The organism is Kocuria sp. CH-021, from assembly GCF_049716185.1.
In the GTDB taxonomy this organism is placed as follows: Bacteria; Actinomycetota; Actinomycetes; order Actinomycetales; family Micrococcaceae; genus Kocuria; species Kocuria cellulosilytica.
This window is the reverse complement of sequence record NZ_JBNAFK010000015.1, coordinates 15,905-40,732: the sequence shown is the minus strand read 5'-3', so window position 1 is coordinate 40,732 and position 24,828 is coordinate 15,905. Positions and strand designations below refer to the sequence as shown.

Below are 24,828 nucleotides of genomic sequence, written 5' to 3'. Positions count from 1 at the left end.
AGTTCCGTTGATAGGTTCGCGGCACGCCCTGCCCCGCGCATCCCACCGCGCACCGACGACCCGGGAGAGACCGCATGAGCCCCGACATGAAGCCCCGCAGCCGTCAGGTCACCGACGGCATCGACGCGACCGCCAGCCGCGGCATGCTCCGTGCCGTGGGCATGGGCGACGCCGACTGGGAGAAGCCGCAGATCGGCATCGCGAGCTCCTGGAACGAGATCACCCCGTGCAACCTCTCCCTGGACCGGCTCGCGCAGGGCTGCAAGGAGGGCGTCCACGCCGGGGGCGGCTACCCCCTCCAGTTCGGCACGATCTCGGTCTCGGACGGGATCTCGATGGGCCACGTGGGGATGCACTTCTCGCTGGTCTCGCGGGAGGTCATCGCGGACTCCGTGGAGACGGTCATGCAGGCGGAGCGCCTCGACGGGTCCGTGCTGCTGGCCGGGTGCGACAAGTCCCTGCCCGGCATGCTCATGGCCGCCGCCCGCCTGGACCTGGCCTCGGTGTTCCTCTACGCCGGGACCATCGCGCCGGGATGGGTGAAGCTCAGCGACGGGACGGAGAAGGACGTCACCCTCATCGACGCGTTCGAGGCCGTGGGCGCGTGCAAGGCAGGCCTGATGGGCCGGGCCGACCTCGACCGGATCGAACGGTCCATCTGCCCGGGCGAGGGCGCCTGCGGCGGGATGTACACGGCCAACACCATGGCCTCCGTGGCCGAGGCCCTGGGCATGAGCCTGCCGGGTTCCGCGGCCCCGCCCTCGGCGGACCGGCGGCGCGACCAGTTCGCCCACCGCTCCGGGGAGGCCGTGGTCGAGATGCTCCGGCAGGGCATCACGGCGCGGGACGTCCTGACGAAGGAGGCCTTCGAGAACGCCGTCACCGTGCTCATGGCCCTCGGCGGGTCCACCAACGCCGTCCTGCACCTGCTGGCCATCGCCCACGAGGCGGAGGTGGAGCTCACCCTGGAGGACTTCAACCGGATCGGTGACCGCGTCCCCCACCTCGCGGACCTCAAGCCGTTCGGCCGCTACGTCATGAACGACGTCGACCGGCACGGCGGCATCCCCGTGGTCATGAAGGCGCTGCTCGACGCCGGGCTGCTGCACGGCGACGCCCTCACCGTGACGGGGCGCACGGTGGCCGAGAACCTGGCCGCCCTGGACCCCGATCCCCTGGACGGCGACGTGATCCGCACGCTCGACAACCCCATCCACCGCACGGGCGGGATCACGGTGCTGCACGGCTCCCTGGCGCCGGAGGGCGCGGTGGTGAAGTCCGCCGGCTTCGACGCCGAGGTCTTCGAGGGCCCGGCCCGGGTCTTCGAGCGCGAACAGGCGGCGATGGACGCCCTCGAGGCCGGCGAGATCACGGCCGGGGACGTGCTCGTCATCCGCTACGAGGGCCCCAAGGGCGGTCCGGGCATGCGCGAGATGCTGGCCATCACCGGGGCGATCAAGGGCGCGGGGCTCGGCAAGGACGTGCTGCTGCTCACCGACGGGCGGTTCTCGGGCGGCACCACGGGCCTGTGCATCGGCCACATCGCGCCGGAGGCCGTCGACGCCGGGCCGATCGCGTTCCTGCGCGACGGCGACCGGATCCGGGTGGACCTGGCGGCCCGTTCCCTGGACCTGCTGGTGGACGCCGAGGAGCTGGCCGGGCGCCGCGAGGGCTGGGCCCCCCTGCGCCCGCAGTACGAGGGCGGCGTGCTGGGCAAGTACGTCAAGCTGGTGCGCTCGGCGTCGCTGGGGGCCGTCACCGGCTGACCGGCCGTCCCGCCGGCCGGCAGTCCCCGGCGGCCGGTGGTCCCCGCGCCCGGTCCGGACGCGGCTCGGCCGCACCGGGCACCCCTTCCGTGCACCGGGCCCCCGACCGCGGCGGTCGGGGGCCCGGTGCACGGAAGGGGCCGGCTCAGAGCGCGCCGCCCGCGGGGCGGTCGTCGATGCGCCGGCTGGTGGGGTCCACGTCCAGGTCCGCGTCGACGGTGTCGTCGGTGAGCGCCTCGTCCACGGTGGGGATCGGCGGGACCTCCCCGGTCACGGTCTCGCCGGGGGTCACCGGCGCCGCGGGGGCCGCCGGTGCCGCGGGCGGCGCCGTCGACTCGAGGGTGACCGGCTCCGTGTCCGGAGCGGAGTCCTTCTTCTTCGCCGCGGCGGCCGCCCCGGCGGCCGCGACACCGGCCGCCGCGACGCCGGCGGCGACGGCCTTGCCCGACACCCCGGCCTTGCCGTCGTCCCCGCGGGAGGCGGCGGCGTGCTCGACTCCGGGCGTGCCGACGGGAGCGCCCTCGTTGACGGAGCCCCGCCAGGCGCCGGTCGCGTAGCCCTCGTCCTCGATGAACTTCTTGAACCGCTCGAGGTCGCCCTCGGCCTGGTTCTCGACCACGTTGAGCTTGTCCCCGACCTTCTCCACGAGACCCTCGGGCTCGTACTCGAGGACCAGGTGCACCTCGGTCCGGCCGTTGCCCGCGTCGTGGAACATCACGGTGCCGGCGTTGGTGGCGCCCTCGGTGGCGGCCCAGGAGACCCGGCGGTCCGGGACCTGCTCCACGATCTTCGCCTCCCACTGCCGGCGGACGCCGCCGATCTCGGCAACCCACTCGAGGCGGTCGTCGCCGAGCTGCGTCACGCTCTGCACGCCGCTCATGAAGTGGGGGAAGTCCTCGAACTGGGTCCACTGGTTGTACACGGTGGTCAGCGGCACGTCGACCACGACAGTCTTCTCGACCTTGGTGCTCATGGCATCTCCTTCGTTCCGTCTCGACGATCAGCGGTGACGAAAAACAACAAATTCGCCAGTCTGCTTACGGTACCGCGCACGGCCCCGCGAGACCAGGGTTCCGGGACCCCCGGAGGCGCCGCGGAACGCACCGGCCGGCCCGCCGGGGACGCCGACTATGGACTTGACGTGGGCGGACGAGGAGAATTGCCGCACGACTCGCGGGGGGCTCGGCATGGCGACACTCGAGACAGAATTCCGGACACTGGTGTCCGTCCAGAACGCGCGAGCGCCCGACGCCGTCGAGGGGCACCTGGCGTGGGGACGGCTGGTGGACAGCGACTACGTGCTGGTGCAGGGCCCGCCGGACTGGCTGGGACGGGACGTCGACCCGGAGGTGCTGATCGCCCGCGTCGCGTCGGGGCGCACGGACGAGGTCGAGCGGATCAGGATCTCGCGGATCCTGCTGCACGGCGTCCTGCACGACCCGGACTCCGAGATGACGGGCATCCGGCTCGAGCACCCGTCCGGGTGCCCCGCGCAGGGCCCCCCGGACGGCGCGGGCTCCGAGCGCCGGCTCGCCACGGGCGCCGAGCTGTGCTCGGCCGTGGAGACCGCGCTGGGGGCACGGCCCGCCGAGGTCCCGGACTGCGCCGAGGACGCCCTGCGACCCGTGGTGGCGTGGGAGGAGATCCGGCGCCACTCGATCGTCGAGGACTGCCGCCTGCCCGCCCCTCCCGTCGAGCGGATGTGGATCTGCACCGTCTTCGGCAGGTCCGTGTGCAGCTGAGCAGGGGGGCCGATGAGATCCTGGAGACACCCCTCGCGCGTGGCCCTGGACCTCGTCGCGGTGCCGGTGCTGTGGGGCATCGAGCTCCAGATCACGTGGGACCGCACGGCGGAGCCCGGCGCGGTCGCCCCCTGGCTCGTCGTGCTCTCGGCGGCGCTGCTGTATCTGCCCCTGTTCTGGCGCCGCCGGTGGCCCCTGGCCGTGCTCCTGCTGGTCGTGCTGGGCGCCGTGGCCGTCGCACTGCTCGGCTTCGGATTCCACCCCATCTTCTGCGTCTGGCTGGCCCTCTTCGCGGTGGCCGCGCACTGCCCGGACCGCAGGGCGGTCCCCGGCCTGGCGATCGCGTTCCTGCCGGTCGCCACCAGCGTGCACGCCACCGTCCAGGACACCCCCGACCCGTCGATGCGGGCGGCCTCGTTCCTCGTCGCGGTCCTGTTCCTCACCGTGGCCCACCTCGTCGTCTTCGGCGTGGGCCGGTGGGTCCGCTGGAGCGTGGCGCAGCGCGAGCTCGTGGCCCGGCTGGCCGCCGCCCGGGCCGAGGCCGAGGAGCGCCAGCGCATCGCCCGGGAGCTGCACGACGTCGTGGCGCACGCGGTGAGCCTCATGGTGCTGCAGGCCGGAGGGGCCGAGCGCGTCATGGAGCGCGACCCGGACCGGGCCCGGGCGGCGCTGCGGCAGGTCGACGAGCTCGGTGAGCAGGCCGTCACGGAGCTGCGGCGCATGCTGGGCCTGCTCTCCCCGGCGCCGGCGGCCCGGGCGGAGCAGGAGCCGGTGGGCCTGCAGCGCCTGGACGGCCTGCTGGACCACCTGCGCGCGGCGGGCCGGGAGGTGGAGCTCTGCGTGGCGGGCGAGCCCTGCGCCCTGGAGCCGGCCGTGGACGAGGCCGCGTACCGCATCGCGCAGGAGGCCCTGACCAACGCCGTCAAGCACGCCGCCCCGGACCGCCCTGTCCGGGTGGCCCTCGACTGGGGCCCCCGGGACGTCGAGCTCTCCGTCCGCACGGACGGCGCCGGGGCCCGCGGTCGCCTCGCCGCACGGCTGTCGACCGGGCACGGGGTGCGGGGGATGGCGGAGCGCGCCCGGGCGGTGGGCGGCGAGGCGACGGCCGGACCCGACCCGCACGGCGGGTACCTGGTGTCCGCGCGGCTTCCCGTCGGCCCCGCCGACCCGCACGGCGCCGCGGCGGCCACCGCGGGCGGGGAGGCCACCGGATGACACGCGGCACGGAACCCGCACCCGTCCGGGTGCTCCTGGTGGACGACGAGGCGATGGTGCGCTCCGGGCTGGCCATGCTCCTCACCGCCGAGCCGGACCTGATCGTCGTCGGCGAGGCCGCCGACGGCGCGGCGGCCGTCGAGGAGACGGCCCGCCTGCAGCCGGACGTGGTGGTCATGGACGTGCGCATGCCCGGCACGGACGGGGTGGCCGCCACCCGGGTGCTCACGTCCGACGCGTTCCTGGACCGGGTGCCGAACGTCGCCACCGTCCTGATGCTGACGACGTTCGACGAGGACGCCGCCGTCCACGCCGCGCTGCGGGCGGGCGCCTCCGGCTTCATCCTCAAGAGCTCCGCGCCGAAGGTCCTGGCGGACGCCGTGCGCTCCCTCGCCCGCGGCGGGGGCTGGCTGGACCCGGACGTGACCCGCAGGCTCCTGACCGAGTTCAGCCGGCACCCCGACCCTGCCGTCCCGCCGCCGGAGCAGCTGCAGCAGCTCACCCGGCGGGAGCGCGAGGTCCTGGTCGCCGTCGCCCACGGCCTGACCAACACGGAGATCGCCCGGCGGCTGTTCCTCAGCGAGGCGACCGTGAAGACCCACGTCCACCGGATCTTCCTCAAGCTGGGCGTCAGCGAGCGCGCCCAGGCGGTGACGGCCGCGTTCAAGAGCGGGCTCGTCAAGCCCACGGACAGCTTCTGAGTCCTGCCCCCGGCCTCCCGCGTACCACCCCGGTTGTACGCCGGAGTTCAACTCCCGGGTGGACGCCGCACGGTGCCCCCGACTGCGAATCTTGTCCTGTCGGTTCGAGAAGTTCCCCGCCGGACCCCGGGGGAGGAACCACCGGCAACCACGCAGTCCCTCTTCCGCAGGAGACCCGAAATGTCCATCGAAACCACCTCGTCCGCAGCCCCGCAGCCGGCCGGCGCCCGCCGCTACGCCCGCAAGGCGGTGCTGTCCCTGGCCTCCCTGACCCTGGCCGCCGGCGCCCTGCCCCTGCTGGGCTCCCCCGCCCAGGCGGCTCCGGCGCCGGCCGACTCGGCACAGTCCTCGGTGCTCGGGACGGAGTCGCACAAGCCGCACCAGAAGCACTGCTCGGTCGACGCCCACAAGCCCTCCTGGACGTGGCACCACGGGAAGAAGATCGTCAAGTACCCGTTCCACGTGAAGTGCCCCAAGGGGTACAAGGTGGAGGTCAAGCAGCACTACTACGCCGTGAGCAAGCACGGCCACCACCACTACACCGGCGGCGACCACTACTACTACTGGGGCGGCGCCTGGGGCGGCGGGCACTACAAGCACCTGGACCACCACGACGACAAGAAGGTCTACCACGTGGTCAAGTACCGCTACTACGACGGCTACTCCTGGTCCCCCTGGTACCAGGACACCAGCCACTGGACCGGTCTCGGTCACTGACCGGACGGCGCCGGGGCCGGCCGCACACCGGCCGGCCCCCGGACCGCCCCCTCCTTCCTTCCGCTCTTCCTCCCTCACCTCCCGTTCCCGGGGCCGTTCCCCGGCGCTGTGCGCCGGCCGGACGGACTCCCCTCCAGCTCAAGAGCCGATCATGGACCTCACCCATCAGCACCCCACCGCCAGGGCCTGGGACCTCACCCCCGGCGACACGTTCCACGGCCGCACCATCACGGCGGTCCACGGCGTGGTCGGCCTGGCGCTCAGCCCGGTGGCCGTCATCTCCTTCACGGAGGACAGCTGTGAGCCCCGCGCCCAGGCCCGCATCGGGGCCGCCCACTGCGAGACCCACCAGTACTACGACGAGATCATGCTCAGCGCCCGCGCGTGGGTCCGCACCCACGGCCTGCACGAGGGCGACGACGTGGACCTGGACCGGCTGCGGGCCGAGGTCATGGGCGCGGCCGCCCGGAACTGACCCCACCCCTCCCCGGCGTCCCGCCCTCCGCGAGCAGCGGCGCCACCCGGTACGGGATGACGGTGCGCAGGAACATGCTCGTCGACGTCCGCAGGATGCCGGGGCACAACCGGATCTCCTCGGAGACCCGGTAGAGGTCCTCGGGGTCCTTCGCGACCACCCGGCACAGCAGGTCCGTCTGCCCGGCGGGGGCGAACACCTCGATGACCTGGGAGATCGCCTGCAGACCGGCGATCGCCTCGTCGAGCTGGTGCTGGTCGAGCTCCACGGCCACGCTCGCGGCGAGACCGTAGCCGAGCGCCGCCGGCGTCACCCGGGTGCTGTGCGGGCGCAGCGCGGGGCTCGCGCGGTAGCGCTCGAGCCGGGCCTGGATGGTCCCGCGCGCCAGGCCCGTGCGCTGCGCCAGGGCCAGCACGGTCATCCGCGGGTCCTCGTCCAGCGCCGCCAGGATTCTCCGGTCCGTCGGGTCCAGCGGCCCCGTCCCGGCCCCGCCGTTCGTCATGCTGACCACAGCAGCCCCTCCTTCCCGACCGAAACTGGTCGATCTGATCAGGTTCAGAGTAGACGTTTGCGCATCGTGCTGACCACGGTGTCAACTGGTGATCACACGGTGCGCCACCGGACCCGGTTCCGCGCATCCCGGCCGGCGCCGGACGCCCACGAAGCGTCCTGCGCTCCGCACCGCTCGGCACCCCGCGGCGGCAGAGGCCCTCTCCCGGCCCGCGGGAGCTCCGAGGAGCTCCCGCGGGCCGAGCGCTGTCCCGGAACAGCACGGCCGCCGCCCGGACCGGGCCCTGCCCGGTCCGGGCGGCGCCGGTCAGTGCTGCCGGGCCACCGACCGGCGGCAGGAGAGGAAGGTCGCCACGAGGTCCCAGACGGTGACGCCTACCACGACCGCGACGCCGATCTGCGCGAACTCGTCGCCCACCCAGCCGCGCTCGCGGAGCACCGGGTTCACCACGGACTCGGTGCGCAGCACGGTGACGAGCAGCGCGGCCATGGCGAGGTCCAGCACGGCGTTGATCCCGAACAGCGCCCACGACCACCGGCGGCGGCGGAAGCGCAGCAGCTCCCACCCCCAGGCGAGCAGCACGATCCCCAGGTAGAGCGGCACCCACGGCGTCCACACGGCCGGGTCGAGCAGGGGCTCGCCGGCGAGCGGGCCCTCGCGGAACAGCGGCCGCGAGAGCAGGAACGGCGCGGCGAAGGCCAGGCCCAGGGCGATGGTGGCCCAGACCAGCTCCCCCGCGGTGCCGTCCCGTTCGGGGCGCGGCGGCGGCAGCCGCTCGACGGTCCACCGCGGGGGCGCCTGCCCCCCGGTCCCACCCCGGTCGCCGCGGCGCGCCGCCTCCGCGGCCTCCGTGCGCTCCACCACGGCGAAGACGACGACGGCGATGCCCGCCCCCATCAGGGCTCCCTGGATCGCGGCGCCGACCGCGGGGGCGAGCGAGAGCACGAGATAGCTGACCAGGTCCTCGCGCCCCGCCTCCCCGAAGAGCCGGCCGAGCAGGGTGAGCCCGCCGAAGAGTCCGGCCAGCACGGGCACCAGGACCCGCAGCAGCTCGAGGAAGTCGTGGTAGTGCGCAGGGCCGATCAGGTGCCGGGGACCGGGACCGTAGTCCTCGGCCAGCAGGGCGGGGTCGCCGAGCTCCTCGAGGGCGCGGCGTTCCGCCTCGTCCGGCGGGAGTCCCTGCGCCACGCCGTCGTCGACCATGTCGGCGACGGTGCCCCGCAGCTCCCGGGACACGTCCGCGCGGGCTCCGGGCGGGAGGCGCCGGGCGACCTCCTGCAGATAGCTCTCGGTGCGCGGGGTGAGGGTGCTGGCGGACACGGCGATCAGTCCTCGGGAGGAGTCGGGCGGGAGAGGGCGGACAGCGCCGCGTGCAGCCGGAGCCGTTCGGCCTCGAGGGCGTCCCGGGCGCGGGCCCCGAGCCCGGTGATCCGGTAGAACTTCCGGGGCCGGGACTCGTCGGTGTTCCAGTCGCTCTCGAGCAGGCCCTGGGTCTCGAGCCGGCGCAGGAGCGGGTAGAGGGTGCCGGCCTCGACGTCGAGCCCGGCATCGGCGAGGGTCCGGAGCAGGGCGTAGCCGTAGCGGGGCTCGTCCAGGACGAGCAGACAGGCCAGGACCGTCGTGCCGCGGCGCAGCTCCTGGGTGTGGGAGGCGACGACCTGGTCGACCGGTTCCGGTGCCATGCCCACATCATAGTGTGCGTCACACACTATTGGAAGAGCCATCCCGTGCGGCCTGCCCCCACCACCGCCGAACTCACCGGCTCCGCCCGAGACCGGCGGATCTCGTCTGCGGTCTCGGGCGGAGCCGGTGAGTTCGACGAAGGAGGGCGGGGCGGGGCGGGGCCGCGGGCTCCGTCAGGACGCGATGACCTTCGGCACGCCGAACGCCTTGAGGCCCTCCACCCCGAACTCCACGCCGAAGCCCGAGCCCTTGATCCCGCCGAAGGGCATGCGGGGGTCGATCGCGCCGTGCTTGTTGATCCACACCGTGCCGGCCTGGATCCGCGCGGCCACCTCCCGGGCGCGGTCGGTGTCGGTGCCCCACACGGAGGCGCCGAGCCCGACGTCCAGCCGGTTGGCCATGCGCACGGCGTCGTCCACCGAGGAGTACTTCACGATGGGCAGGGCCGGCCCGAACTGCTCCTCGGTCACGAGGGGGTTGTCGTCGTCGAGGTCGGCCACCAGGGTCGTCGGATAGAAGTGCCCCGGCCGGTCCTCGTCCGGGTCCCCGCCGAGCAGCACCCGCCCCCCACCGGCCCTGGCCTTCTCCACGAGGTCGGCCACGATCTCGAACTGCGACCTGTTCTGCAGGGGGCCCAGGACGTTGCGCTCGTCCCGGCCCTCGCCCATCGGCATGGCCGCCGCGACCTCGGTGAGGGACTCGCACACGGCGTCGTAGACGTCCTCGTGGACGTAGAGGCGCTTGAGGGCCGCGCAGGTCTGGCCCGTGTTGATGAACGCGCCCCAGAACAGGCCCTCGGCGATGGCCTGCGGATCGGCGTCCGGGAGCACGATGCCGGCGTCGTTGCCGCCCAGCTCGAGGGTCAGCCGGGTCAGCGTGTCCGCGGCCGAGCGCATGATCGCCTTGCCCGTGGCGGTCGACCCGGTGAACGTGAGCTTGTCCACGCCGGGGTGCCGGGACAGTGCCTCGCCGACCTCCCGGCCGCCGGGGACCACGGTGACGAGACCCGCGGGCAGCACCTGGTTCACGACGTGCGCCAGGCCCAGGACGGAGAGCGGGGTGTGCTCGGAGGGCTTGAGCACCACGGTGTTGCCCATGCGCAGCGCCGGGGCGATCTGCCAGACCGAGATCATCATGGGCCAGTTCCAGGGACCGATCGCCCCGACGACCCCGATGGGGTCGTAGGTGAGGACCGCGGTGCCGGACTCGTCGTCGAAGACCGTCTCGGGCTCGAGCGGCAAGGACGCCGCGGCGCGCATCCAGGCCGCCGCGCCGCCGACCTCGAACATGGCGTTCGGCCCCTGGTGCACCGGCTTGCCCTGCTCGCGCGAGAGCAGCTCGGCGAGCGCCGGGGCGTTCGCCTCGATCGCGTCGGCGGCCCGGTGCAGCAGCGCGCAGCGCTCGGCGTCCGGGACGGCGGCCCACTCGCCCTGCTCCTGCCGGGCGCGGGCCAGGGCCTGCTCCAGCTCCTCGACCGTGGACTCGTGGACCCGGCCGACCAGCTCCCCGGTGGCCGGGTCCAGGATCTCGCGGCCCTCCGGGTCGGTGACGGCGGCGAGCAGGTCGCCGTAGGTCATGGGCGCGGTCTCGGTCGTGGTCTCGGTCGTGGTGGTCACGGGGTCTCCTTCGGGACGGACGGATCAGGACTGCCCCCATGGTGACCCGGGACACGTCACCGCGGCTTGTCCGTGCGAGCACGGCTCTTGACCCACAGCGCGGACCGGCGCGCTGTGGGTCAAGCGCCGTGCACGCCGGGACAAGGTGCCGCGGTGTGCCCCGGACCACACTGGGGCCATGGACAACGAGACCGCCAAGACCTACGTCGTCGTGGGCGCCGGCACCGCCGGCAGCATCCTGACCCGCCGCCTCCTGGACGCCGGCCACGAGGTGATCCTCCTCGAGGCCGGGGGCAAGGACCTGAATCCGGCGATCCACCTGGTGTCCCGCCTGGGCGAGCTCTGGCACTCGCCCGAGGACTGGGACTACTTCACCGTGCCCCAGCGGCACGCGGACGGCCGGGTCATCCACTGGCCCCGCGGGCGCGTGCTCGGCGGCTCCCACGCGCTCAACGCCACCATCTGGGTGCGCGGCGCGGCGCAGGACTACGACGCCTGGGCGGCGGACGGCTGCCCGGGGTGGGGCTGGGACGACGTGCTGCCGTGGTTCACCGCGGTCGAGGCCTACGTGCCGCCCGCCGGGGCGGTCCCGGACGGCAGCCGGGGCACCGACGGGCCGGTCCCCGCGGTGCAGGACTACCCGCTCAACCCGATCTTCGAGTCGATCGTCGAGGCCGCCGAGCACGTGGGCGTGCCCTGGAACGAGGACTACAACGCCGGCACGCTCGACGGCGTCTCCCAGCAGCAGATCAACGTCCGCGACGGACGGCGCTTCAACACGTACATGGCGTACGTGGCGCCGGTGGAGGACCACCCGCGGCTGACGGTCCGCACCGGCGTGCTCCTCCAGAAGGTCCTGCTCGAGGAGGCCCGCGCCGTCGGCGTGGCCGTCGTGCCCCTCGACGACCCGGACGGCGTCCCCGAGCGGATCCACGCCGACGAGGTGATCCTGTGCGCCGGGGCGCTCGACTCCCCCAAGATCCTCCTGCGCTCCGGCATCGGCCCGGCCGAGCACCTCGCCGACGTCGGGGTGCCCGTGGCCCACGACCTGCCCGGGGTGGGCGCCAACCTGCACGACCACCTGCTGGCCCCCGTCATCGCCGAGGCGACGAACCGCACCATCGAGCACCCCGCCTCCGACTGGTCCGTCACCCAGACCCACCTGTTCTGGCGCTCCCGGCCGGAGCTGGACGCGCCCGACACGCAGCCGATCCACTTCTCGGTCCCGATGTACGACGACGGGATGACGGGGCCGGCGAACGCCTTCACCCTGCACTCCGGGCTGGTCCGGCCGTACTCCCGGGGGACCGTGCGGCTCACCGGGCCGGGGGTCTCGGACCCCGTGGAGCTGGACCCGAACATCTTCGACGACCCGCGCGACCGCGAGGCGCTGCTGGCCTCCTTCCGCCAGGCCCGCGAGATGGTCGCGGCGCCGCCGCTGGCGCAGGGATGGGGCGCCGAGGAGCTCTACCCCGGGGCGGAGGTGCGCACCGAGGAGGAGGAGATCGCCTACGTCAACAGGTTCGTCACCACCTACCACCACCAGGTGGGCACGTGCCGCATGGGCACCGGCCCGGACGCGGTGGTCTCCCCCGAGGACCTGCGCGTGCACGGGATCGACCGCCTGCGGGTCGTGGACGCCTCGGTCATGCCGCGGGTGCCCAGCGGCAACACCAACGCGCCCACGGCGATGATCGCGGAGCGCGCCGCGTCCCTCATCACCGGAGGGTGACGGCGCCCCTCAGTCGTCCCAGCCCTGCTGCGGCGTGGCGCAGGACTCCCGGAACACGTACTGGGAGATCCGGCGCCGCTCCCGGCTGGACCAGTCGATCGCCGGGCGACGGTGCTCCTCCGGGACGTAGCCCAGCCGGTAGACGGCCATGAGCTCGAGGTCCTCGGGCACGTCCAGGAGGTCCACGATCTCGGCCCACCGGGCGGGGGCCTCCATGGGGAAGGAGATGAACTGGATGCCCATGCCGAGCTCCACGGTGGTCAGCCACAGGTTCTCCATGGCCGCGCCCATCGAGAAGAGCGAGTAGAACCCGGAGAGCTCCCCCGGGCGGTACTCGCGGCGGTCGAGCATCACGCCGAGCAGCAGCGGGGACCCCGCCACGAGCTTGTGGTTCTCCGCGCCCAGGGTCTGCGGCACCCGCAGCCGGTTCATCATCGCCTGCCCGCCCGGGGTGAACGCCTTCTTGGTGAAGGGGCGCAGCACCGCGGGCAGCTTGTCGAAGAGCATCCCGAAGCGCTGCTCGTCCATCTCCTGCTTGCTGAAGCGGAAGTAGCGCTTGTACCGGTCGAAGAACGTCCCCTCGGCCATCACCTGCGTCATCGAGTCGGCGCTGATCCGGGCGATCCGGTCGATGGTCCCCCGGTCCTCGATCAGCACGAAGCGCCAGGGCTGGCTGTTGAACTGGGAGGGCGCGGCCGCGGCCGTGCGCAGCAGCAGCTTCTGGTGCTCCGGGGACACCCGCTCCGGCAGGAACGGGCCGTTCGTGGTGCGGCGGTTGAAGACGACGTCGAGGAACTCCATGTGCTCTCCGGTCAGATCGGGCGGATCGGGTCAGGACGGGCGGGTCGGTCCGCGGGCGGCGCGGGCGCGGCCCAGGGCCGCGGCGTAGAACGGTGCCGCGGACAGCGCCGCGAGCGCGTGGCGGCGCGGGTGCCCCTGGGCCGGCGTGCCGATGCGCGGGAGGGCGAGCAGGGGCAGCAGCGCCGGCGCCAGGGCTCGGCCCGCGGCGCGCCCGGAGGCGGAGGACGAGCAGGCGGCGAGGAGCGCGGCGGCCGCCGTCGTGGTGGTGGTGGCGATGTAGAGGGCGTGGTGGATCCAGCGGAACCGGCCCGTGCGCACGAGCCCGGCGCCCACGGACGCGCCCAGGGCGGCGTTGGCGGCCCAGCACGCGCTCGCGAGACCGATCCACGGCGCGGGCGACGAGCCCACGGCACGCACGGTGTGTCCCACGCGGCCCCCTTCTCCCGTCTGCTCCTGCCCGGCGCCGGCAGAGATCCCCAGTCTAGTGACGGCACGGCACGCCGCTCCCGGCCCGCCGCGCTCCTTGGCGGATCGTGTCGTCCTGCGCAGAATGGGCAGATGCCCTCCGTCCTGCCGCGCGCCCGGCCCGACCTCTCCCGGCGGGACGCCGGGCTGCGCGAGCTCATGGACGACCCCGGCTGCGACCTCGCCGCGCTGGAGCGCACCTACGCGCGCTTCGACCTCGTCAACTCCCTGGTCGCCGGCTGGTCCGCCACCTACCGGCACCGGATCCGGCCCCTCGCCGCGACCGGCCGCCCGCTGAGCCTCCTGGACGTCGGCTGCGGCGGCGGGGACGTCGCGCGCGCCCTGGCCCGGTGGGCGCAGCGGGACGGGATCGACCTGCGCATCACCGGCATCGACCCGGACGCCCGCGCCCACCGCTGGGCGTCGGCACGGACCGCCCGCTGGGCGGTCCGGCACCCGCGGGCGGCGCCCCCGGCCTTCCGGCGGGTCACCAGCCGGGAGCTCGTCACGGCCGGCGAGACGTTCGACGTGGTGGTCTCCAACCACCTGCTCCACCACCTGGACCCCGGGCCCGTGCGGGAGCTCGTGGCGGACTCCGAGCGGCTGGCCGGCCGGCTCGTGGTGCACAACGACCTCGTGCGCAGCCCGGCGGCCTACCGGCTGTACGCGGTGGGCGTCCTGCCCCTGGCCCCGGGCTCGTTCCTGCGCACCGACGGGCTGCGCTCCCTGCGCCGCGCCTATCTGCCCCACGAGCTGCGGGAACTGGCCGGTCCGGCGTGGGCGGTCGGCCCCGGTTCGTTCGGGCACCAGCAGCTGGTCCAGGACCGTTCACTCCGGGTTCACACGCGTCCTCCACGCTGACACCGACACCGACACGACGGGCCCGGCACCGGCCGGGCCGGGAACGGAGCACCAGTGAAGATCCTGATCCTCGGCGGTGACGGCTTCTGCGGCTGGCCCGCCGCCCTGCACCTGTCCGCGCGCGGCCACGACGTGGTCGTGGTCGACAACCTCTCCCGGCGCGCCATCGACGTCCAGCTCGGGACGGAGTCGCTGACCCCCATCCGCGGCCTCGACGAGCGACTGGCGGCGTGGGCGGAGCGCACGGGCCGGCGGCTCGGCACCGCCGAGATCGACCTCGCCGAGGACTACGAGGCGTTCCTGGACCTCCTCGTCATCGAGCGCCCGGACGCCGTGGTGCACTTCGCGGAGCAGCGGGCGGCGCCGTTCTCCATGAAGAGCCCGCGCACCAAGCGCTACACCGTGGACAACAACGTCAACGCCACCCACAACGTGCTGTGCGCGATCGTGGAGTCCGGCCTGGACGTCCACCTCGTGCACCTGGGCACCATGGGCGTCTACGGGTACGGCACCGCCGGGATGCGGATCCCCGAGGGCTACCTGGACGTGGAGGTCCCCGGCCCGCGCGGCGGCGTCGCCCAGCAGATCCTCTACCCGTCACACCCCGGCTCGCTCTACCACATGACCAAGGTGCTGGATCAGACCATGTTCGCGTTCTACGCCAAGAACGACGGGCTGCGGATCACCGACCTGCACCAGGGCATCGTCTGGGGCACCGGCACCGCCGAGACGGCGCTCGACGAGCGGCTCGTCAACCGCTTCGACTACGACGGCGACTACGGCACGGTCCTCAACCGCTTCCTCGTCCAGGCGGCGGTCGGGCACCCGCTGACCGTGCACGGCACGGGCGGGCAGACCCGCGCGTTCATCCACCTCCAGGACACGGTCCGGTGCGTGGAGCTCGCCCTGCTGAACCCGCCGGAGGCCGGGGACCGGGTCAAGATCTTCAACCAGATGACGGAGACGCACCGGGTCCGCGACCTCGCCCGCCTCGTGGCCGGGCTCACCGGCGCGGAGGTGGAGACGGTCCCCAACCCCCGCCAGGAGTTCGCGGAGAACGACCTGCACGTCGAGAACGCCGCGTTCCTGGACCTCGGACTGCGACCCACCACCCTGTCGGAGGGCCTGCTCCGGGAGGTCGAGCAGACCGCCGTGCGCTGGGCCCACCGCGTGGACCTCTCCCGCATCCCGGCGACGTCCGTGTGGAACGCCCGCCGCCGCCCGGGCGTCCCGTCGCGGCCGGCCCACCCCGTGGCCGTGGGCGCCTGAGCCGGCGGATGCGGATCGCGCTGTACACGGACGTCTTCGTCCCGAACGTCGACGGGGTGGTGACGCGCCTGACGCGCACCCTCGACGAGCTCGGGGAGCTCGGCCACGAGGCGCTCGTGCTCACGCCGGGGAACCCGCCCGGGCACTGGGGCCCGCACCGGGTGCTCAGGGTCCCGTCCGTGGCGTTCCCCTGGTACCGGGACGTCCGGGGAGGCCTGCCGTCCCCGCGGGCCGAGCGCGCCGTGTCGGCGTTCCGCCCCGACGTGGTGCACGCCGTGAACCCGGTGTGGTTCGGCGCGTGGGGCGCCCTCTCGGCCCGGGCCCGGGACCTGCCGCTGCTCGCGTCCTTCCACACCGACGTGCCGCAGTACATGAGCGCGTTCAGGCACGGGCTCGGCGTCCTGCGCCGGCCCGTGGAGCGATGGATCCGCACGACCCACAACCTCGCCGGCATCACGCTGTGCACGTCGGACCCCATGGTGGAACGCGCGGAGGCCCTGGGCGTGCGCGGCACGGCGCTGTGGCCCAAGGGCGTCGACACGGAGCTGTTCCACCCCGCGAAGGCGTCCCCCGCGATGCGTGCCCGGCTCACCGACGGGCACCCCGGCGACCGCCTGGTGCTCTCCGTCGGGCGGCTGTCGCGGGAGAAGAACGTGGCGGCGCTGCTCGAACCGCTGCGGCGGCTGCCGGGCACCCGGCTCGCCGTGGTGGGCGACGGCCCGCACCGGGCGGAGCTCGAACGGCGCTTCGCGGGCGCCCCCGTGGTCTTCCCGGGGCGGCTCGCCGGGGAGGAGCTGGCGGCCGCCTACGCCTCGGCGGACGTGTTCGCGTTCCCGTCCACCACGGAGACCCTGGGGCTCGTGGCCCTGGAGTCCCTGGCCAGCGGGGTGCCGGTGGTGGGCGCCCGGGCCGGCGGGATCCCCTTCGCGGTGCAGGACGGGCGGACCGGACTGCTCGTGCCGCCCGGGGACACGGACGCGCTCACCGGCGGCCTGGCCCGGCTGCTCGACGACGCGGCCCTGCGCGCGCGGATGGGCGCGGCCGGCCGGGCCGACGCCGAGGGCCTCGGCTGGCGGGCCGCGACCGAGGCCCTCGTGGCGTCCTACCAGGAGGCGGTCGAGCGGCACCGCACCCGCCGGCAACGATCCCGGCGCCCCGCCCGCTAAATACCCCCGGGGGTACTTGCGCTATACCCCCAGGGGTATTATCGTTGTGCTCAGCACGACGCGGGAAGCCCCGACGGGGCACGCGTCACCAACCAGCGAACCAAGGAGAGCACCATGCTGATCGAGCGCATCTACGACGAGGACCTCGCCCAGGCCAGCTACTTCATCGGCTGCCAGCGCACCGGCCAGGCGCTGGTGGTCGACGCCCGCCGCGACATCGACGTCTACCGGGACCTGGCCGTCAAGAACGGCATGGAGATCACCGCGGTCACCGAGACCCACATCCACGCCGACTACCTCTCCGGCACCCGCGAGCTGGCCGCCGCCACCGGGGCCACCATGCACGTCTCGGGTGAGGGCGGGGAGGACTGGCAGTACGAGTTCGAGGCGGAGCGTCTGCACGACGGTGACGAGATCCGCATCGGCAACATCGTGGTGGCCGCGGTGCACACCCCGGGCCACACCCCCGAGCACCTGTCCTTCCTGGTCACCGACGGCGCCTTCGCCGACGCCCCCGGGTACCTGCTCACCGGCGACTTCGTGTTCTCCGGCGACCTGGGCCGCCCGGACCTGCTCGACGAGGCCGCCGGCGGGGCGGACACCCGCTTCCTCGGCGCGCAGCAGATGTTCGCCAGCCTCCAGCAGAAGTTCCTGACCCTGCCCGACCACGTCCAGGTCTTCCCCGGCCACGGCGCGGGCTCGGCCTGCGGCAAGGCCCTGGGCGCGATCCCCTCCACCACGGTCGGCTACGAGCGCCTCTACGCCTGGTGGGGCCCCTACCTGGCCGCCGACGACGAGGCCGGCTTCGTCGCCGAGCTGCTCGAGGGCCAGCCCGACGCCCCGTTCTACTTCGGGCGGATGAAGCACCAGAACCGCCGGGGCCCGGCCGTCATGGGCGAGCGGGCCCCGCTGCCCGAGCTCGACACCGAGCAGGTCGCCCAGCGCCTGGCCGCCGACGAGGTGACCTTCGTGGACACCCGCTCCGCCGAGGAGGTGCACGCCGGGACCGTGACCGGGGCGCTGAACATCCCGGCCGGCACGTCCATCGCCACCTACGCCGCCTGGGCGGTGAACCCCGAGACCGACCCCCGCCCGCTGGTGCTGCTGGCCGAGGACCAGCAGGAGGCCGCCGACGAGTTCTGGGACCACCTGGTGCGGGTGGGCATCGACGCCGTGGCCGGCTACGTCACCACCGTGGAGGGGCTGCCGCGGTCCACCCCGGGTCTGGTGGCCCCGGAGGAGGTCGAGGCCTTCGACAAGGCGATGCTGCTGGACGTGCGCGCCGTGAGCGAGCACGCCGCCGGCTCGGTGCCCGGTTCCGTGCAGCTGCACGGCGGCCGGGTCCTGTGGAACCTGGACCGGCTCCCGGCCCAGGGCACGATCGTGACCTACTGCCAGAGCGGGCTGCGCTCCTCCGTCGTGGCCTCCACCCTGCGCCACGCCGGCTACGACGTCGTCGAGCTGGAAGGCTCCTACGCCGCCTGGGCCGCCGCCCAGGACTCCGTGGCCGCCCACTGACCCGCGCTCCGCTCCGGCGGAGGGCTCTCCGATCGCCGCGACCCCCGGGTGCCACGCACCCGGGGGTCGCGGCGTGCCCGCACCCGGTCCTGCGCGCGCGGGACAGGATCCCCGCCTCCACCGGCCTGCGGACCCCTCCGGGCGGACGGCCCGGAGGGCTCCGCCCCGACCCGTCGATTCACTATTGCCAACGAAGGCTACCGGCGCGTACTTTGACGGCACAGCAGTCCGTCGGACGCGCCCCGGATCTCCGCGAGCTCCGGGGCGCACGCCGCCCGACCAGCAGCACGACATTTCCTGTCACCCCGCGCGCGGACCGGTGACGCCGGGGGGAGGTCTGCCGCGCGCTGCCGGCCGCGGGGTGGCCCCGGGGCGAGGACCGAGCACAGGAGACACAGGACATGACTGCTGGAAAGACATGGGCGGCCACGGGCGCCGCGGCCGCGATGCTGGCCGGAGGCCTCTTCACGGGCACCCCGGCGGCCCTCGCCGCACCCGGGGATCCCGCCTGCCTGGAGGCCACGGCCCAGCTGGACGCGGCGCTGGCCGGGGCGGGCCTCACGCCCGACTCGCTCGCGGCCCTCGACTCCTCGGCCGAGTCCCTGGCCGCCGCCGAGGCCCAGTACGCCGCACTCGTCGGGGGTGCCGGCGGGCCGAGCCTGCAGGAGCTGGAGGCGGCCGGGGCCGCGCTGATGGCCGCCCAGGAGTCCGGTGACCCGGCGGCGATCGCCCAGGCCGAGGCGCGCCTCCTCGAGCTCGACCAGGAGCTCGCCGCCGCGCTCGGCACGCTCGACCCCGCTGTCGCCGAGCAGGCCCTCGCCGACGCCGCCGTGGCCTTCGAGGCTCTCCTGGCACAGCTGGCCCTCGACGAGGCCGCGGTCGGCCAGTTCCTCGTGCTCCTCGAGCAGGCCATCGTGGCCTGCGAGGCCCCCGCCGCACCCGTGGCCCCGGTGGCCCCCGCCCCGGTGGAGGTCGCGCCGGCGCCCGTCGCGCCTGTCGTGGAGGCTCCCGTCGTGGAGGCTCCCGTCGTCGAGGCCCCCGTGGCCGAGGCCCCCGTCGTGGAGGCCCCCGCCGGGACCGCGACCGCGGCCGTCAATCCGGGCCTCAACATGCAGACGGCCGCCGCGGAGCCGGAGCAGCGCCCCGGCCTCCTGGCCGGGCTGCTCGTGGCCGGGACCGCCCTGGGCGCGGCGGTCGCCCTGCGCCTGCGGCGGCGCAGCCGGGCCTGAGCCGCGCGCCGTTCCCGGGGCCCGCAGGCACCGGGAACGGCGCCGCCCCGCGGCCGGTGCGGGCCTCAGCCCCGCGTCACGGCGCTGCTGCCCGCCGTCGGGGCGGTCGGCGGGTCCAGGACCGCCACGAGCCGGGCGAGGTCCTGGGCCGCGGCCATGACCAGCCGGTCCTCCGCCCGCGAGGGGTCGGTGAGCTCGGCGTGGAGCCGGCCCACCAGGGAGCGGACCCGCTCGGCCGCCTCCTCGGGGTCCTCGCCGTCGGCCCACGCGCGCACCGCGTCGGCGGCGGACTGCACCGCCTCGGCGAGCCGGGCGCTCAGGGCGGCGGGCACCAGCCAGTCGTGCTGCTCGTGGTCGTAGAGCTCCCGCAGCGCGTCCGTGAAGCCCCGGAGGTGGAAGATCACGTTCTCGAGCTTCAGCAGGGAGTCGTAGCCGGGGTCCGCCGAGGCCCCGGCGCGGCGCCGGCGGCGGCGGAGCACCATCCGGGGGTTGCCGCGGGCGCTGCGCGCCGACTCGTCGACCGCCTCGCGCACCTCGCCCGTGATGCGCACGAGCGCGTGGTTGCGCTGGCGCCAGTCCCGTCCCCCGGTGGTCCCGGGCTCCGCGAGCTCCCCGGCGACGTCCTCGAGGTAGTCGACCGCGACGTTCTGCAGCCGGTCGAGCTGCAGCCGGGCGGTGCGGAAGTCCAGGGGCGGGATGACCGTCACGTTGACGAGCAGGCCGATCGCGACGCCCACGGACATCTGCACGAGGAAGCCCGCCGAGAAGCCCTCCGCGTCCTGGCCCCCGACGATGAGCACGAACAGGGCTCCGACCGGGACGTACTCCGCTCCGGCCCCGAGCTGACGGATGCCCGCCAGGAGCACGCCCAGGCCGACCGCCACCGACACGGTCACGAGATTGGGATCCCCGATCAGCAGGACTCCCGCGGCCAGCATGATGCCCAGGGCGATGCCGGCGACCGTCTGCAGGCCCGCGCGCACCGAGCCCAGCACGGTCGGGTACATCGCGGAGATCGCGCCCAGCGGGGCATAGTACGGGTAGTCGTCGATCACTCCGGGCATCCGCTGGGCCACGACCCAGGACAGGGCCACGGCCAGCGAGGTCTTGAGGGCCAGGAGGATCCGGGCACCGCGTATCGTCTGCACCCCGACATCCTACGGACCCGCCGGTAGGATCGAGCCGCCGACCGCTCCCCCGCCGGAGCCCGCCCCCGAGGAGCCCCCATGAGCCGACCGCCGCACCGGCGCCTGCTGCTGGTCCTCGCCGTGGGAGCCGGCGGCGCGCTGGGCACCGGAGCCCGCCACGGCCTCGCCGCGCTGCTGCCGGCGGTGGCCGGCTGGCCGCTGGCCACCCTGGCCGCGAACCTGCTCGGGGCCTTCCTGCTGGGCATGCTCCTGGAGTCCCTCCTGCGGCGCGGCGAGGAGACGCCCCGCGGGATGCTGCTGCGTCTCGGCGTGGGCACCGGGGCGCTCGGCGGGTTCACGACGTTCTCCTCGCTCGCGCTGGAGGCGGAGCGGATGCTGGCCGGCGGCGCCGCGGGGCAGGCCCTGGCCTACGTGGGGATCTCCCTGGGGTGCGGTTTCCTGGCGTGCCTCGCCGGCACCGTCCTCGCGGCCCGGGGGCGGCGCGCGTGACCGCCCTGCTGATCTGCCTCCTCGGCGGGCTGGGGGCGATGGCCCGGTTCGCGGTGGACGGGGCCGTGCGGCAGCGGTGGGCCACGGCCTTCCCCGCCGGCACCGTGGTCGTCAACGTGAGCGGCTCCTTCCTGGCCGGGCTCCTCTCCGGCGCCGCGCTGGCCGGGACGCTGGGCGGGCCCGCCGCCGCGGCCGCCGTGGTCGGCTTCTGCGGCGGGTACACCACCTTCTCCACCGCGATGACCGACACCGTGCGGCTGGCCCGGGACGGCAGCCCGCTCCGCGCCCTGCTCAACGCCGCGGGCACCGGCGCGCTGACCGTGCTCGCCGTGCTCGCGGGGCTGGCCGCGGCCGCACCGCTGTCCTGACCGGCGGCCGGGGCGGCGGAGGGCGCGGGGCCCCGGCGCACGCTCCGTGCCGGAGGACCGGGACCGGTCCCCGAGCGGGCGACCCATTTCACCAGCAGGCTTGCTATTCTGCTGGGAACACCCGTTCCAGCACGTCCGACCGAAGGAAGCAGGACCCCGTGGCCGACATCAATCCCGAGCAGGCGCGCAACGACCCGGAGAAGGCCCGGGAGGCCTTGAACGAGGAGTCCGGGCGCAGCATCGACGGCGACACCCCGCCCGACGCCGGCGTGGGGGTGGGGCCCGACAACCCCGACCTCGACGTCGAGCACCGCGGGGACTCCGCGAAGGGCAAGATCGCGCTGGCGGTCATCCTCGGCCTCGTGGCGCTGTTCGCGGTGCTGTGGTTCGTCGGCGCCGTGGTGGGCATGTTCTGAGGCACCCGTCCTGAGGCGCCGGGCGGCCGGCGGCCGCGCTCACGGCCGGCCGTCGTCCTCGCCGGTGTTCCCTCCGGTGTCCTCTTCGTCCTCCTCGTCGTCCTCCTCCTCGGTCCAGTCCTCCGAGGACGGGCCCATCATGGCGAAGCGCTCGCCGTCCGGGCCGGCGGCGAACACCAGCTCCCCGTAGCCGAACTCCTCCGGCTCCTGGACCAGCGCGCCCCCGGCGGCGACGACCCGCTCGGCCGCGGTGTCGGCGTCGTCGACCTCGAAGCAGACCCACCACAGCGGGGGCGCCTGCTGCAGGTGGTCGACGTCCTCGGCGGGCACGCCGATCCCGCCGGCCGTGCGGTCCATGCCCGGGACCGTGAACACCGCGTACGCCTCGTGCCGCGTGCCGATGTCCTGGTACGTGTAGCCGAACACCTCGGCGTAGAACCGCTCGGCGGCCGCCTGGTCGGAGGTCAGGAGGTCGCACCAGGCCACGGTCCCGTGCTTGCCGACGATGCTGAAGCCGGTGTGCTCCTGCGGCTGCCACACCCCGAAGGCCGCCCCGGTGGGGTCGATCCACACGCCCATGGTGCCGAAGCGGCCCACGGCCATCGGCTCGAACAGCTGACGGGCGCCGGCCGCCACCGCGGCCCGGCCCGTGGCCGCGATGTCGTCGGACGCGAGGTAGACGGCCCACGCGTGCGGGTCGTCCTCCATGTCCGGCAGCGCCGGCGACAACCCCGCCACCGGCTCGCCGTCCACCAGGGCGTTGCAGTAGCCGCCGTACGCCGGATCGGAGGGTGTGAACCGCCACCCGAGCACGGAGGCGTAGAAGTCCATGGAACGGTCCAGGTCCGAGACCATGATGTCCGCCCAGCACGGGGCTCCCGCGGGCCAGTGGTCGATGCGCTCGGTCATGCCTGAGTCCTCTCGTCGCGCGCCGGGACGGCTGCGCCCGGGGGCCGGCGACGCGGCCCGCCCCCGGGCGGTCCTTCGTCCCCCCATGGTCGTCCCCCGCGCCCCGGTTGGGAACACCTCCCGCCGACATCCGGGCCCGCCCGTGCCGGGGCGTTCCCCCGCGGGGCGGACCCGCCTGCGCTGGGCCGTCCCGGGCAGGGGACCGGGGGACGGGAACGGCGGACGGGGCATTAACATTCGTCGTTTCCGGCTGGAGCCAGTGTTCCGTTCCTAGACTCGGAGCAGGACAGGGGTCACGGCCGCGGCCGGAGCCCTCCCCGGGGGATCGACGAGGACAGCATGCGTGCGTGGTGGATCGATGAGCCCGGTCCCGCCGCCGGCGGGCCGATGCGGTTCGGGCAGTGCCCCGACCCCGTGCCGGGAGCCGGGGAGCTGCTCGTGCGGGTGCGGGCCTGCGGGGTGTGCCGCACCGACCTGCACCTCGTGGAGGGCGATCTCCCTCTGCACCGGGCGGGCGTGATCCCGGGCCACGAGATCGTCGGCGAGGTGGTGCGCGCGGGCCCCGGGTGCGGCCGGTTCCGGAAGGGTGAGCGCGTGGGCGTCGCGTGGCTGCGGCACACCTGCGGCCGCTGCCGGTTCTGCCGCCGCGGGCGGGAGAACCTTTGCACCGCCCCGCGCTTCACCGGGTGGGACCAGGACGGCGGCTACGCGGAGCTCACCCTGGCCCCCGAGGCCTTCGCCTACCGCCTGCCCGAGGAGTTCGACGACGAGCACGCGGCCCCGCTGCTGTGCGCCGGGATCATCGGCTACCGGGCGCTGCGGCGGGCCCAGCTGCCGCCCGGGGGCCGGCTGGGCATCTACGGCTTCGGGGCCTCCGCCCACCTCGCCGCCCAGGTGGCCCTGCACCAGGGCGCGGAGGTCCACGTCATGACCCGCTCGGCGGAGGCGCGCGCGCTGGCCCGCGAGCTGGGCGCCGCCTTCGTGGGCGAGGCCGACGAGCCTCCCCCGGTGCCGCTGGACGCGGCGATCCTCTTCGCCCCCGTGGGCACGCTCGTGCCCCCGGCGCTGCGCGCCCTGGACCGGGGCGGCACCCTCGCCGTCGCCGGGATCCACCTCAGCGACGTCCCGGCCCTCGACTACGCCGCGGAGCTCTTCCAGGAGCGGCAGCTGCGCAGCGTGACCGCCAACACCCGGCAGGACGGCGAGGAGTTCCTGCAGCTGGCCGCCCGGCTGCGGCTGCGCCCCACCACCGTGCCCTATCCCCTGCGCGCGGCGGACCGGGCCCTCGCGGACCTGGCCGCGGACCGCATCACGGGAGCAGCCGTCCTGCGCGTGTGAGCCGCGGCCCCGCGGACGGCCCGCACCGCCGGGCCGGCCGCACGGAAGGGAACGCCGGGGACAGCACCGCAGCAGGCAGAACGCGTCGACCGGAGCACAGCGACCGGAGCACAGAGAGGAGACCCGCCGTGACCGTCCTGGTGATCTACGAGTCCATGTACGGCAACACCCACCGGATCGCCGAGGCGATCGTCCGGGGGCTCACGGAGGCGGGGGTCCCCGCGGAGGTGCGCTCGACCGCCGAGGCCCAGCGGCGCCCACCGGGTGCCGGTGACGTGCTGGTGGTCGGCGCCCCCACCCACGGCCACGGGCTGAGCCGGGAGAACTCCCGCGAGCAGGCCGTGCGGGACGCCTCCCGCCACCACCTGGACGTGGACGGCTCGGCCGCCGGTCCCGGGGTCCGCGAGTGGCTGGCCGCCCTCGACGCAGGGACCGGCCGGGCGGCCGCCTTCGACACCCGGGTCAAGGGCCCGGCGATGCTCACCGGCCGCGCCTCGCAGAAGATCGTCCGCGCCCTCCAGGAGCACGGCTACGAACTGGTCGCGGAGCCCGAGAGCTTCCTCGTGACCATGGGCAACGAGCTGGTCCCCGGGGAGGAGGAGCGCGCGCTCGCCTGGGGCCGCGGCCTCGCCGACACACTCTGACCACCCGGACGCCCCGCACCGGGACCGGCCCCCGTCCGGCTCCGCCACT

The 24,828-nt window shown here is 74.6% G+C and carries 26 protein-coding genes; 17 read left to right on the top strand and 9 right to left on the bottom strand.

The annotated features are described in order from the left end of the window. The first annotated feature begins 74 nt into the window (after window positions 1-74). Complete coding sequence (gene ilvD, locus ACPYN7_RS12590; protein WP_058873095.1) at window positions 75-1,766, top strand: dihydroxy-acid dehydratase; 1,692 nt, start codon at window positions 75-77, stop codon at window positions 1,764-1,766. Between the two features lie 145 nt (window positions 1,767-1,911). On the opposite strand, the gene ACPYN7_RS12585 is transcribed toward ilvD, so the two are convergent. Continuing rightward, a complete protein-coding gene (locus ACPYN7_RS12585) occupies window positions 1,912-2,739 on the bottom strand; it encodes an SRPBCC family protein (protein WP_424347866.1) in 828 nt (275 codons plus the stop codon). A 247-nt stretch (window positions 2,740-2,986) separates the two neighbouring features. Between ACPYN7_RS12585 and ACPYN7_RS12580 the strand changes: the two genes are divergently transcribed. The 5 genes from ACPYN7_RS12580 (at window position 2,987) to ACPYN7_RS12560 (ending at window position 6,616) form a co-directional block, all read left to right on the top strand. After that, window positions 2,987-3,508, top strand: coding sequence for a hypothetical protein (locus ACPYN7_RS12580; RefSeq protein WP_058873093.1), 522 nt, complete (start codon window positions 2,987-2,989; stop codon window positions 3,506-3,508). 12 nt (window positions 3,509-3,520) lie between these two features. Next, complete coding sequence (locus ACPYN7_RS12575; RefSeq protein ID WP_424347865.1) at window positions 3,521-4,723, top strand: sensor histidine kinase; 1,203 nt, start codon at window positions 3,521-3,523, stop codon at window positions 4,721-4,723. Beyond that, window positions 4,720-5,424 (top strand): response regulator, encoded by a 705-nt coding sequence (locus tag ACPYN7_RS12570; RefSeq protein ID WP_058873091.1) that lies wholly within the window; start codon window positions 4,720-4,722, stop codon window positions 5,422-5,424. Before ACPYN7_RS12575 ends, ACPYN7_RS12570 begins: the two co-directional genes overlap by 4 nt. 180 nt (window positions 5,425-5,604) lie before the next feature. Then, entirely contained in the window at window positions 5,605-6,141 is a 537-nt protein-coding gene (locus tag ACPYN7_RS12565) for a hypothetical protein (RefSeq protein ID WP_424347864.1), read from the top strand. A gap of 151 nt (window positions 6,142-6,292) precedes the next feature. Further along, on the top strand, window positions 6,293-6,616 hold the full coding sequence (locus ACPYN7_RS12560) for a hypothetical protein (RefSeq protein ID WP_058873089.1): 324 nt from the start codon (window positions 6,293-6,295) through the stop codon (window positions 6,614-6,616). Here ACPYN7_RS12560 and ACPYN7_RS12555 read toward each other — a convergent pair. From ACPYN7_RS12555 to ACPYN7_RS12540, 4 genes are all read right to left on the bottom strand, one after another. Beyond that, entirely contained in the window at window positions 6,591-7,118 is a 528-nt protein-coding gene (locus ACPYN7_RS12555) for an Lrp/AsnC family transcriptional regulator (RefSeq protein WP_058873248.1), read from the bottom strand. The genes ACPYN7_RS12560 and ACPYN7_RS12555 overlap by 26 nt on opposite strands. 315 nt (window positions 7,119-7,433) lie before the next feature. Further along, the gene (locus ACPYN7_RS12550) at window positions 7,434-8,447 is read right to left on the bottom strand and encodes a permease prefix domain 1-containing protein (RefSeq protein ID WP_424347863.1); all 1,014 of its coding nucleotides are present in this window, start codon (window positions 8,445-8,447) and stop codon (window positions 7,434-7,436) included. Between the two features lie 5 nt (window positions 8,448-8,452). Then, window positions 8,453-8,809 (bottom strand): PadR family transcriptional regulator, encoded by a 357-nt coding sequence (locus ACPYN7_RS12545; protein WP_424347862.1) that lies wholly within the window; start codon window positions 8,807-8,809, stop codon window positions 8,453-8,455. Between the two features lie 174 nt (window positions 8,810-8,983). Beyond that, window positions 8,984-10,387: an aldehyde dehydrogenase family protein gene (locus ACPYN7_RS12540; RefSeq protein WP_424347903.1), complete on the bottom strand. Its 1,404-nt coding sequence runs from the start codon at window positions 10,385-10,387 to the stop codon at window positions 8,984-8,986. 217 nt (window positions 10,388-10,604) lie between these two features. Here ACPYN7_RS12540 and ACPYN7_RS12535 point away from each other — a divergent pair, with 217 nt between their 5' ends. After that, on the top strand, window positions 10,605-12,158 hold the full coding sequence (locus tag ACPYN7_RS12535; protein WP_424347861.1) for a GMC family oxidoreductase: 1,554 nt from the start codon (window positions 10,605-10,607) through the stop codon (window positions 12,156-12,158). A gap of 9 nt (window positions 12,159-12,167) precedes the next feature. On the opposite strand, the gene ACPYN7_RS12530 is transcribed toward ACPYN7_RS12535, so the two are convergent. Then, entirely contained in the window at window positions 12,168-12,959 is a 792-nt protein-coding gene (locus ACPYN7_RS12530) for a nitroreductase family protein (RefSeq protein ID WP_058873085.1), read from the bottom strand. A gap of 30 nt (window positions 12,960-12,989) precedes the next feature. Further along, window positions 12,990-13,388 (bottom strand): hypothetical protein, encoded by a 399-nt coding sequence (locus ACPYN7_RS12525; RefSeq protein ID WP_058873084.1) that lies wholly within the window; start codon window positions 13,386-13,388, stop codon window positions 12,990-12,992. Between the two features lie 129 nt (window positions 13,389-13,517). On the opposite strand from ACPYN7_RS12525, the gene ACPYN7_RS12520 reads away from it, so the two are divergent. From ACPYN7_RS12520 to ACPYN7_RS12500, 5 genes are all read left to right on the top strand, one after another. Next, on the top strand, window positions 13,518-14,285 hold the full coding sequence (locus tag ACPYN7_RS12520; protein WP_424347860.1) for a methyltransferase domain-containing protein: 768 nt from the start codon (window positions 13,518-13,520) through the stop codon (window positions 14,283-14,285). Window positions 14,286-14,339: 54 nt separating this feature from the next. Further along, window positions 14,340-15,554, top strand: coding sequence for an NAD-dependent epimerase/dehydratase family protein (locus ACPYN7_RS12515; RefSeq protein WP_058873082.1), 1,215 nt, complete (start codon window positions 14,340-14,342; stop codon window positions 15,552-15,554). Window positions 15,555-15,562: 8 nt separating this feature from the next. Then, window positions 15,563-16,720: a glycosyltransferase gene (locus tag ACPYN7_RS12510; RefSeq protein WP_058873081.1), complete on the top strand. Its 1,158-nt coding sequence runs from the start codon at window positions 15,563-15,565 to the stop codon at window positions 16,718-16,720. A gap of 114 nt (window positions 16,721-16,834) precedes the next feature. Next, window positions 16,835-18,238: a rhodanese-like domain-containing protein gene (locus ACPYN7_RS12505; protein ID WP_424347859.1), complete on the top strand. Its 1,404-nt coding sequence runs from the start codon at window positions 16,835-16,837 to the stop codon at window positions 18,236-18,238. A 401-nt stretch (window positions 18,239-18,639) separates the two neighbouring features. Next, window positions 18,640-19,467, top strand: a complete 828-nt coding sequence (locus tag ACPYN7_RS12500) for a hypothetical protein (protein ID WP_157571285.1) — start codon at window positions 18,640-18,642, stop codon at window positions 19,465-19,467. A gap of 65 nt (window positions 19,468-19,532) precedes the next feature. On the opposite strand, the gene ACPYN7_RS12495 is transcribed toward ACPYN7_RS12500, so the two are convergent. Then, window positions 19,533-20,615 carry an FUSC family protein gene (locus ACPYN7_RS12495; protein ID WP_058873078.1) on the bottom strand — a complete coding sequence of 361 codons (1,083 nt, stop codon included), beginning with the start codon at window positions 20,613-20,615 and terminating at the stop codon, window positions 19,533-19,535. 78 nt (window positions 20,616-20,693) lie between these two features. On the opposite strand from ACPYN7_RS12495, the gene ACPYN7_RS12490 reads away from it, so the two are divergent. The 3 genes from ACPYN7_RS12490 (at window position 20,694) to ACPYN7_RS12480 (ending at window position 21,888) form a co-directional block, all read left to right on the top strand. Beyond that, window positions 20,694-21,104, top strand: coding sequence for a fluoride efflux transporter FluC (locus ACPYN7_RS12490; protein WP_058873077.1), 411 nt, complete (start codon window positions 20,694-20,696; stop codon window positions 21,102-21,104). Further along, window positions 21,101-21,472, top strand: a complete 372-nt coding sequence (locus ACPYN7_RS12485) for a fluoride efflux transporter FluC (protein WP_424347858.1) — start codon at window positions 21,101-21,103, stop codon at window positions 21,470-21,472. The genes ACPYN7_RS12490 and ACPYN7_RS12485 overlap by 4 nt, the downstream gene beginning before the upstream one ends. Window positions 21,473-21,630: 158 nt before the next feature. Beyond that, window positions 21,631-21,888: a DUF6480 family protein gene (locus ACPYN7_RS12480; RefSeq protein ID WP_082696946.1), complete on the top strand. Its 258-nt coding sequence runs from the start codon at window positions 21,631-21,633 to the stop codon at window positions 21,886-21,888. A gap of 39 nt (window positions 21,889-21,927) precedes the next feature. Here the strand turns inward: ACPYN7_RS12480 and ACPYN7_RS12475 are convergent, their stop codons facing one another. Next, window positions 21,928-22,797, bottom strand: a complete 870-nt coding sequence (locus tag ACPYN7_RS12475; RefSeq protein WP_058873075.1) for a VOC family protein — start codon at window positions 22,795-22,797, stop codon at window positions 21,928-21,930. 339 nt (window positions 22,798-23,136) lie between these two features. Between ACPYN7_RS12475 and ACPYN7_RS12470 the strand changes: the two genes are divergently transcribed. After that, a complete protein-coding gene (locus tag ACPYN7_RS12470) occupies window positions 23,137-24,135 on the top strand; it encodes a zinc-dependent alcohol dehydrogenase family protein (protein WP_058873074.1) in 999 nt (332 codons plus the stop codon). 128 nt (window positions 24,136-24,263) lie between these two features. After that, window positions 24,264-24,779: a flavodoxin domain-containing protein gene (locus ACPYN7_RS12465; RefSeq protein WP_424347857.1), complete on the top strand. Its 516-nt coding sequence runs from the start codon at window positions 24,264-24,266 to the stop codon at window positions 24,777-24,779. Window positions 24,780-24,828: the final 49 nt, after the last annotated feature.

Coding starts and splice junctions, on each gene's coding strand:
- ACPYN7_RS12490 (WP_058873077.1), top strand. CDS start 20,694: ATGAGCCGACCGCCGCACCGGCGCCTGCTGCTGGTCCTCGCCGTGGGA.
- ACPYN7_RS12520 (WP_424347860.1), top strand. CDS start 13,518: ATGCCCTCCGTCCTGCCGCGCGCCCGGCCCGACCTCTCCCGGCGGGAC.
- ACPYN7_RS12530 (WP_058873085.1), bottom strand. CDS start 12,959: ATGGAGTTCCTCGACGTCGTCTTCAACCGCCGCACCACGAACGGCCCG.
- ilvD (WP_058873095.1), top strand. CDS start 75: ATGAGCCCCGACATGAAGCCCCGCAGCCGTCAGGTCACCGACGGCATC.
- ACPYN7_RS12510 (WP_058873081.1), top strand. CDS start 15,563: ATGCGGATCGCGCTGTACACGGACGTCTTCGTCCCGAACGTCGACGGG.
- ACPYN7_RS12555 (WP_058873248.1), bottom strand. CDS start 7,118: ATGACGAACGGCGGGGCCGGGACGGGGCCGCTGGACCCGACGGACCGG.
- ACPYN7_RS12545 (WP_424347862.1), bottom strand. CDS start 8,809: ATGGCACCGGAACCGGTCGACCAGGTCGTCGCCTCCCACACCCAGGAG.
- ACPYN7_RS12500 (WP_157571285.1), top strand. CDS start 18,640: ATGACTGCTGGAAAGACATGGGCGGCCACGGGCGCCGCGGCCGCGATG.
- ACPYN7_RS12560 (WP_058873089.1), top strand. CDS start 6,293: ATGGACCTCACCCATCAGCACCCCACCGCCAGGGCCTGGGACCTCACC.
- ACPYN7_RS12540 (WP_424347903.1), bottom strand. CDS start 10,387: ATGACCTACGGCGACCTGCTCGCCGCCGTCACCGACCCGGAGGGCCGC.
- ACPYN7_RS12505 (WP_424347859.1), top strand. CDS start 16,835: ATGCTGATCGAGCGCATCTACGACGAGGACCTCGCCCAGGCCAGCTAC.
- ACPYN7_RS12475 (WP_058873075.1), bottom strand. CDS start 22,797: ATGACCGAGCGCATCGACCACTGGCCCGCGGGAGCCCCGTGCTGGGCG.
- ACPYN7_RS12585 (WP_424347866.1), bottom strand. CDS start 2,739: ATGAGCACCAAGGTCGAGAAGACTGTCGTGGTCGACGTGCCGCTGACC.
- ACPYN7_RS12470 (WP_058873074.1), top strand. CDS start 23,137: ATGCGTGCGTGGTGGATCGATGAGCCCGGTCCCGCCGCCGGCGGGCCG.
- ACPYN7_RS12535 (WP_424347861.1), top strand. CDS start 10,605: ATGGACAACGAGACCGCCAAGACCTACGTCGTCGTGGGCGCCGGCACC.
- ACPYN7_RS12570 (WP_058873091.1), top strand. CDS start 4,720: ATGACACGCGGCACGGAACCCGCACCCGTCCGGGTGCTCCTGGTGGAC.
- ACPYN7_RS12565 (WP_424347864.1), top strand. CDS start 5,605: ATGTCCATCGAAACCACCTCGTCCGCAGCCCCGCAGCCGGCCGGCGCC.
- ACPYN7_RS12575 (WP_424347865.1), top strand. CDS start 3,521: ATGAGATCCTGGAGACACCCCTCGCGCGTGGCCCTGGACCTCGTCGCG.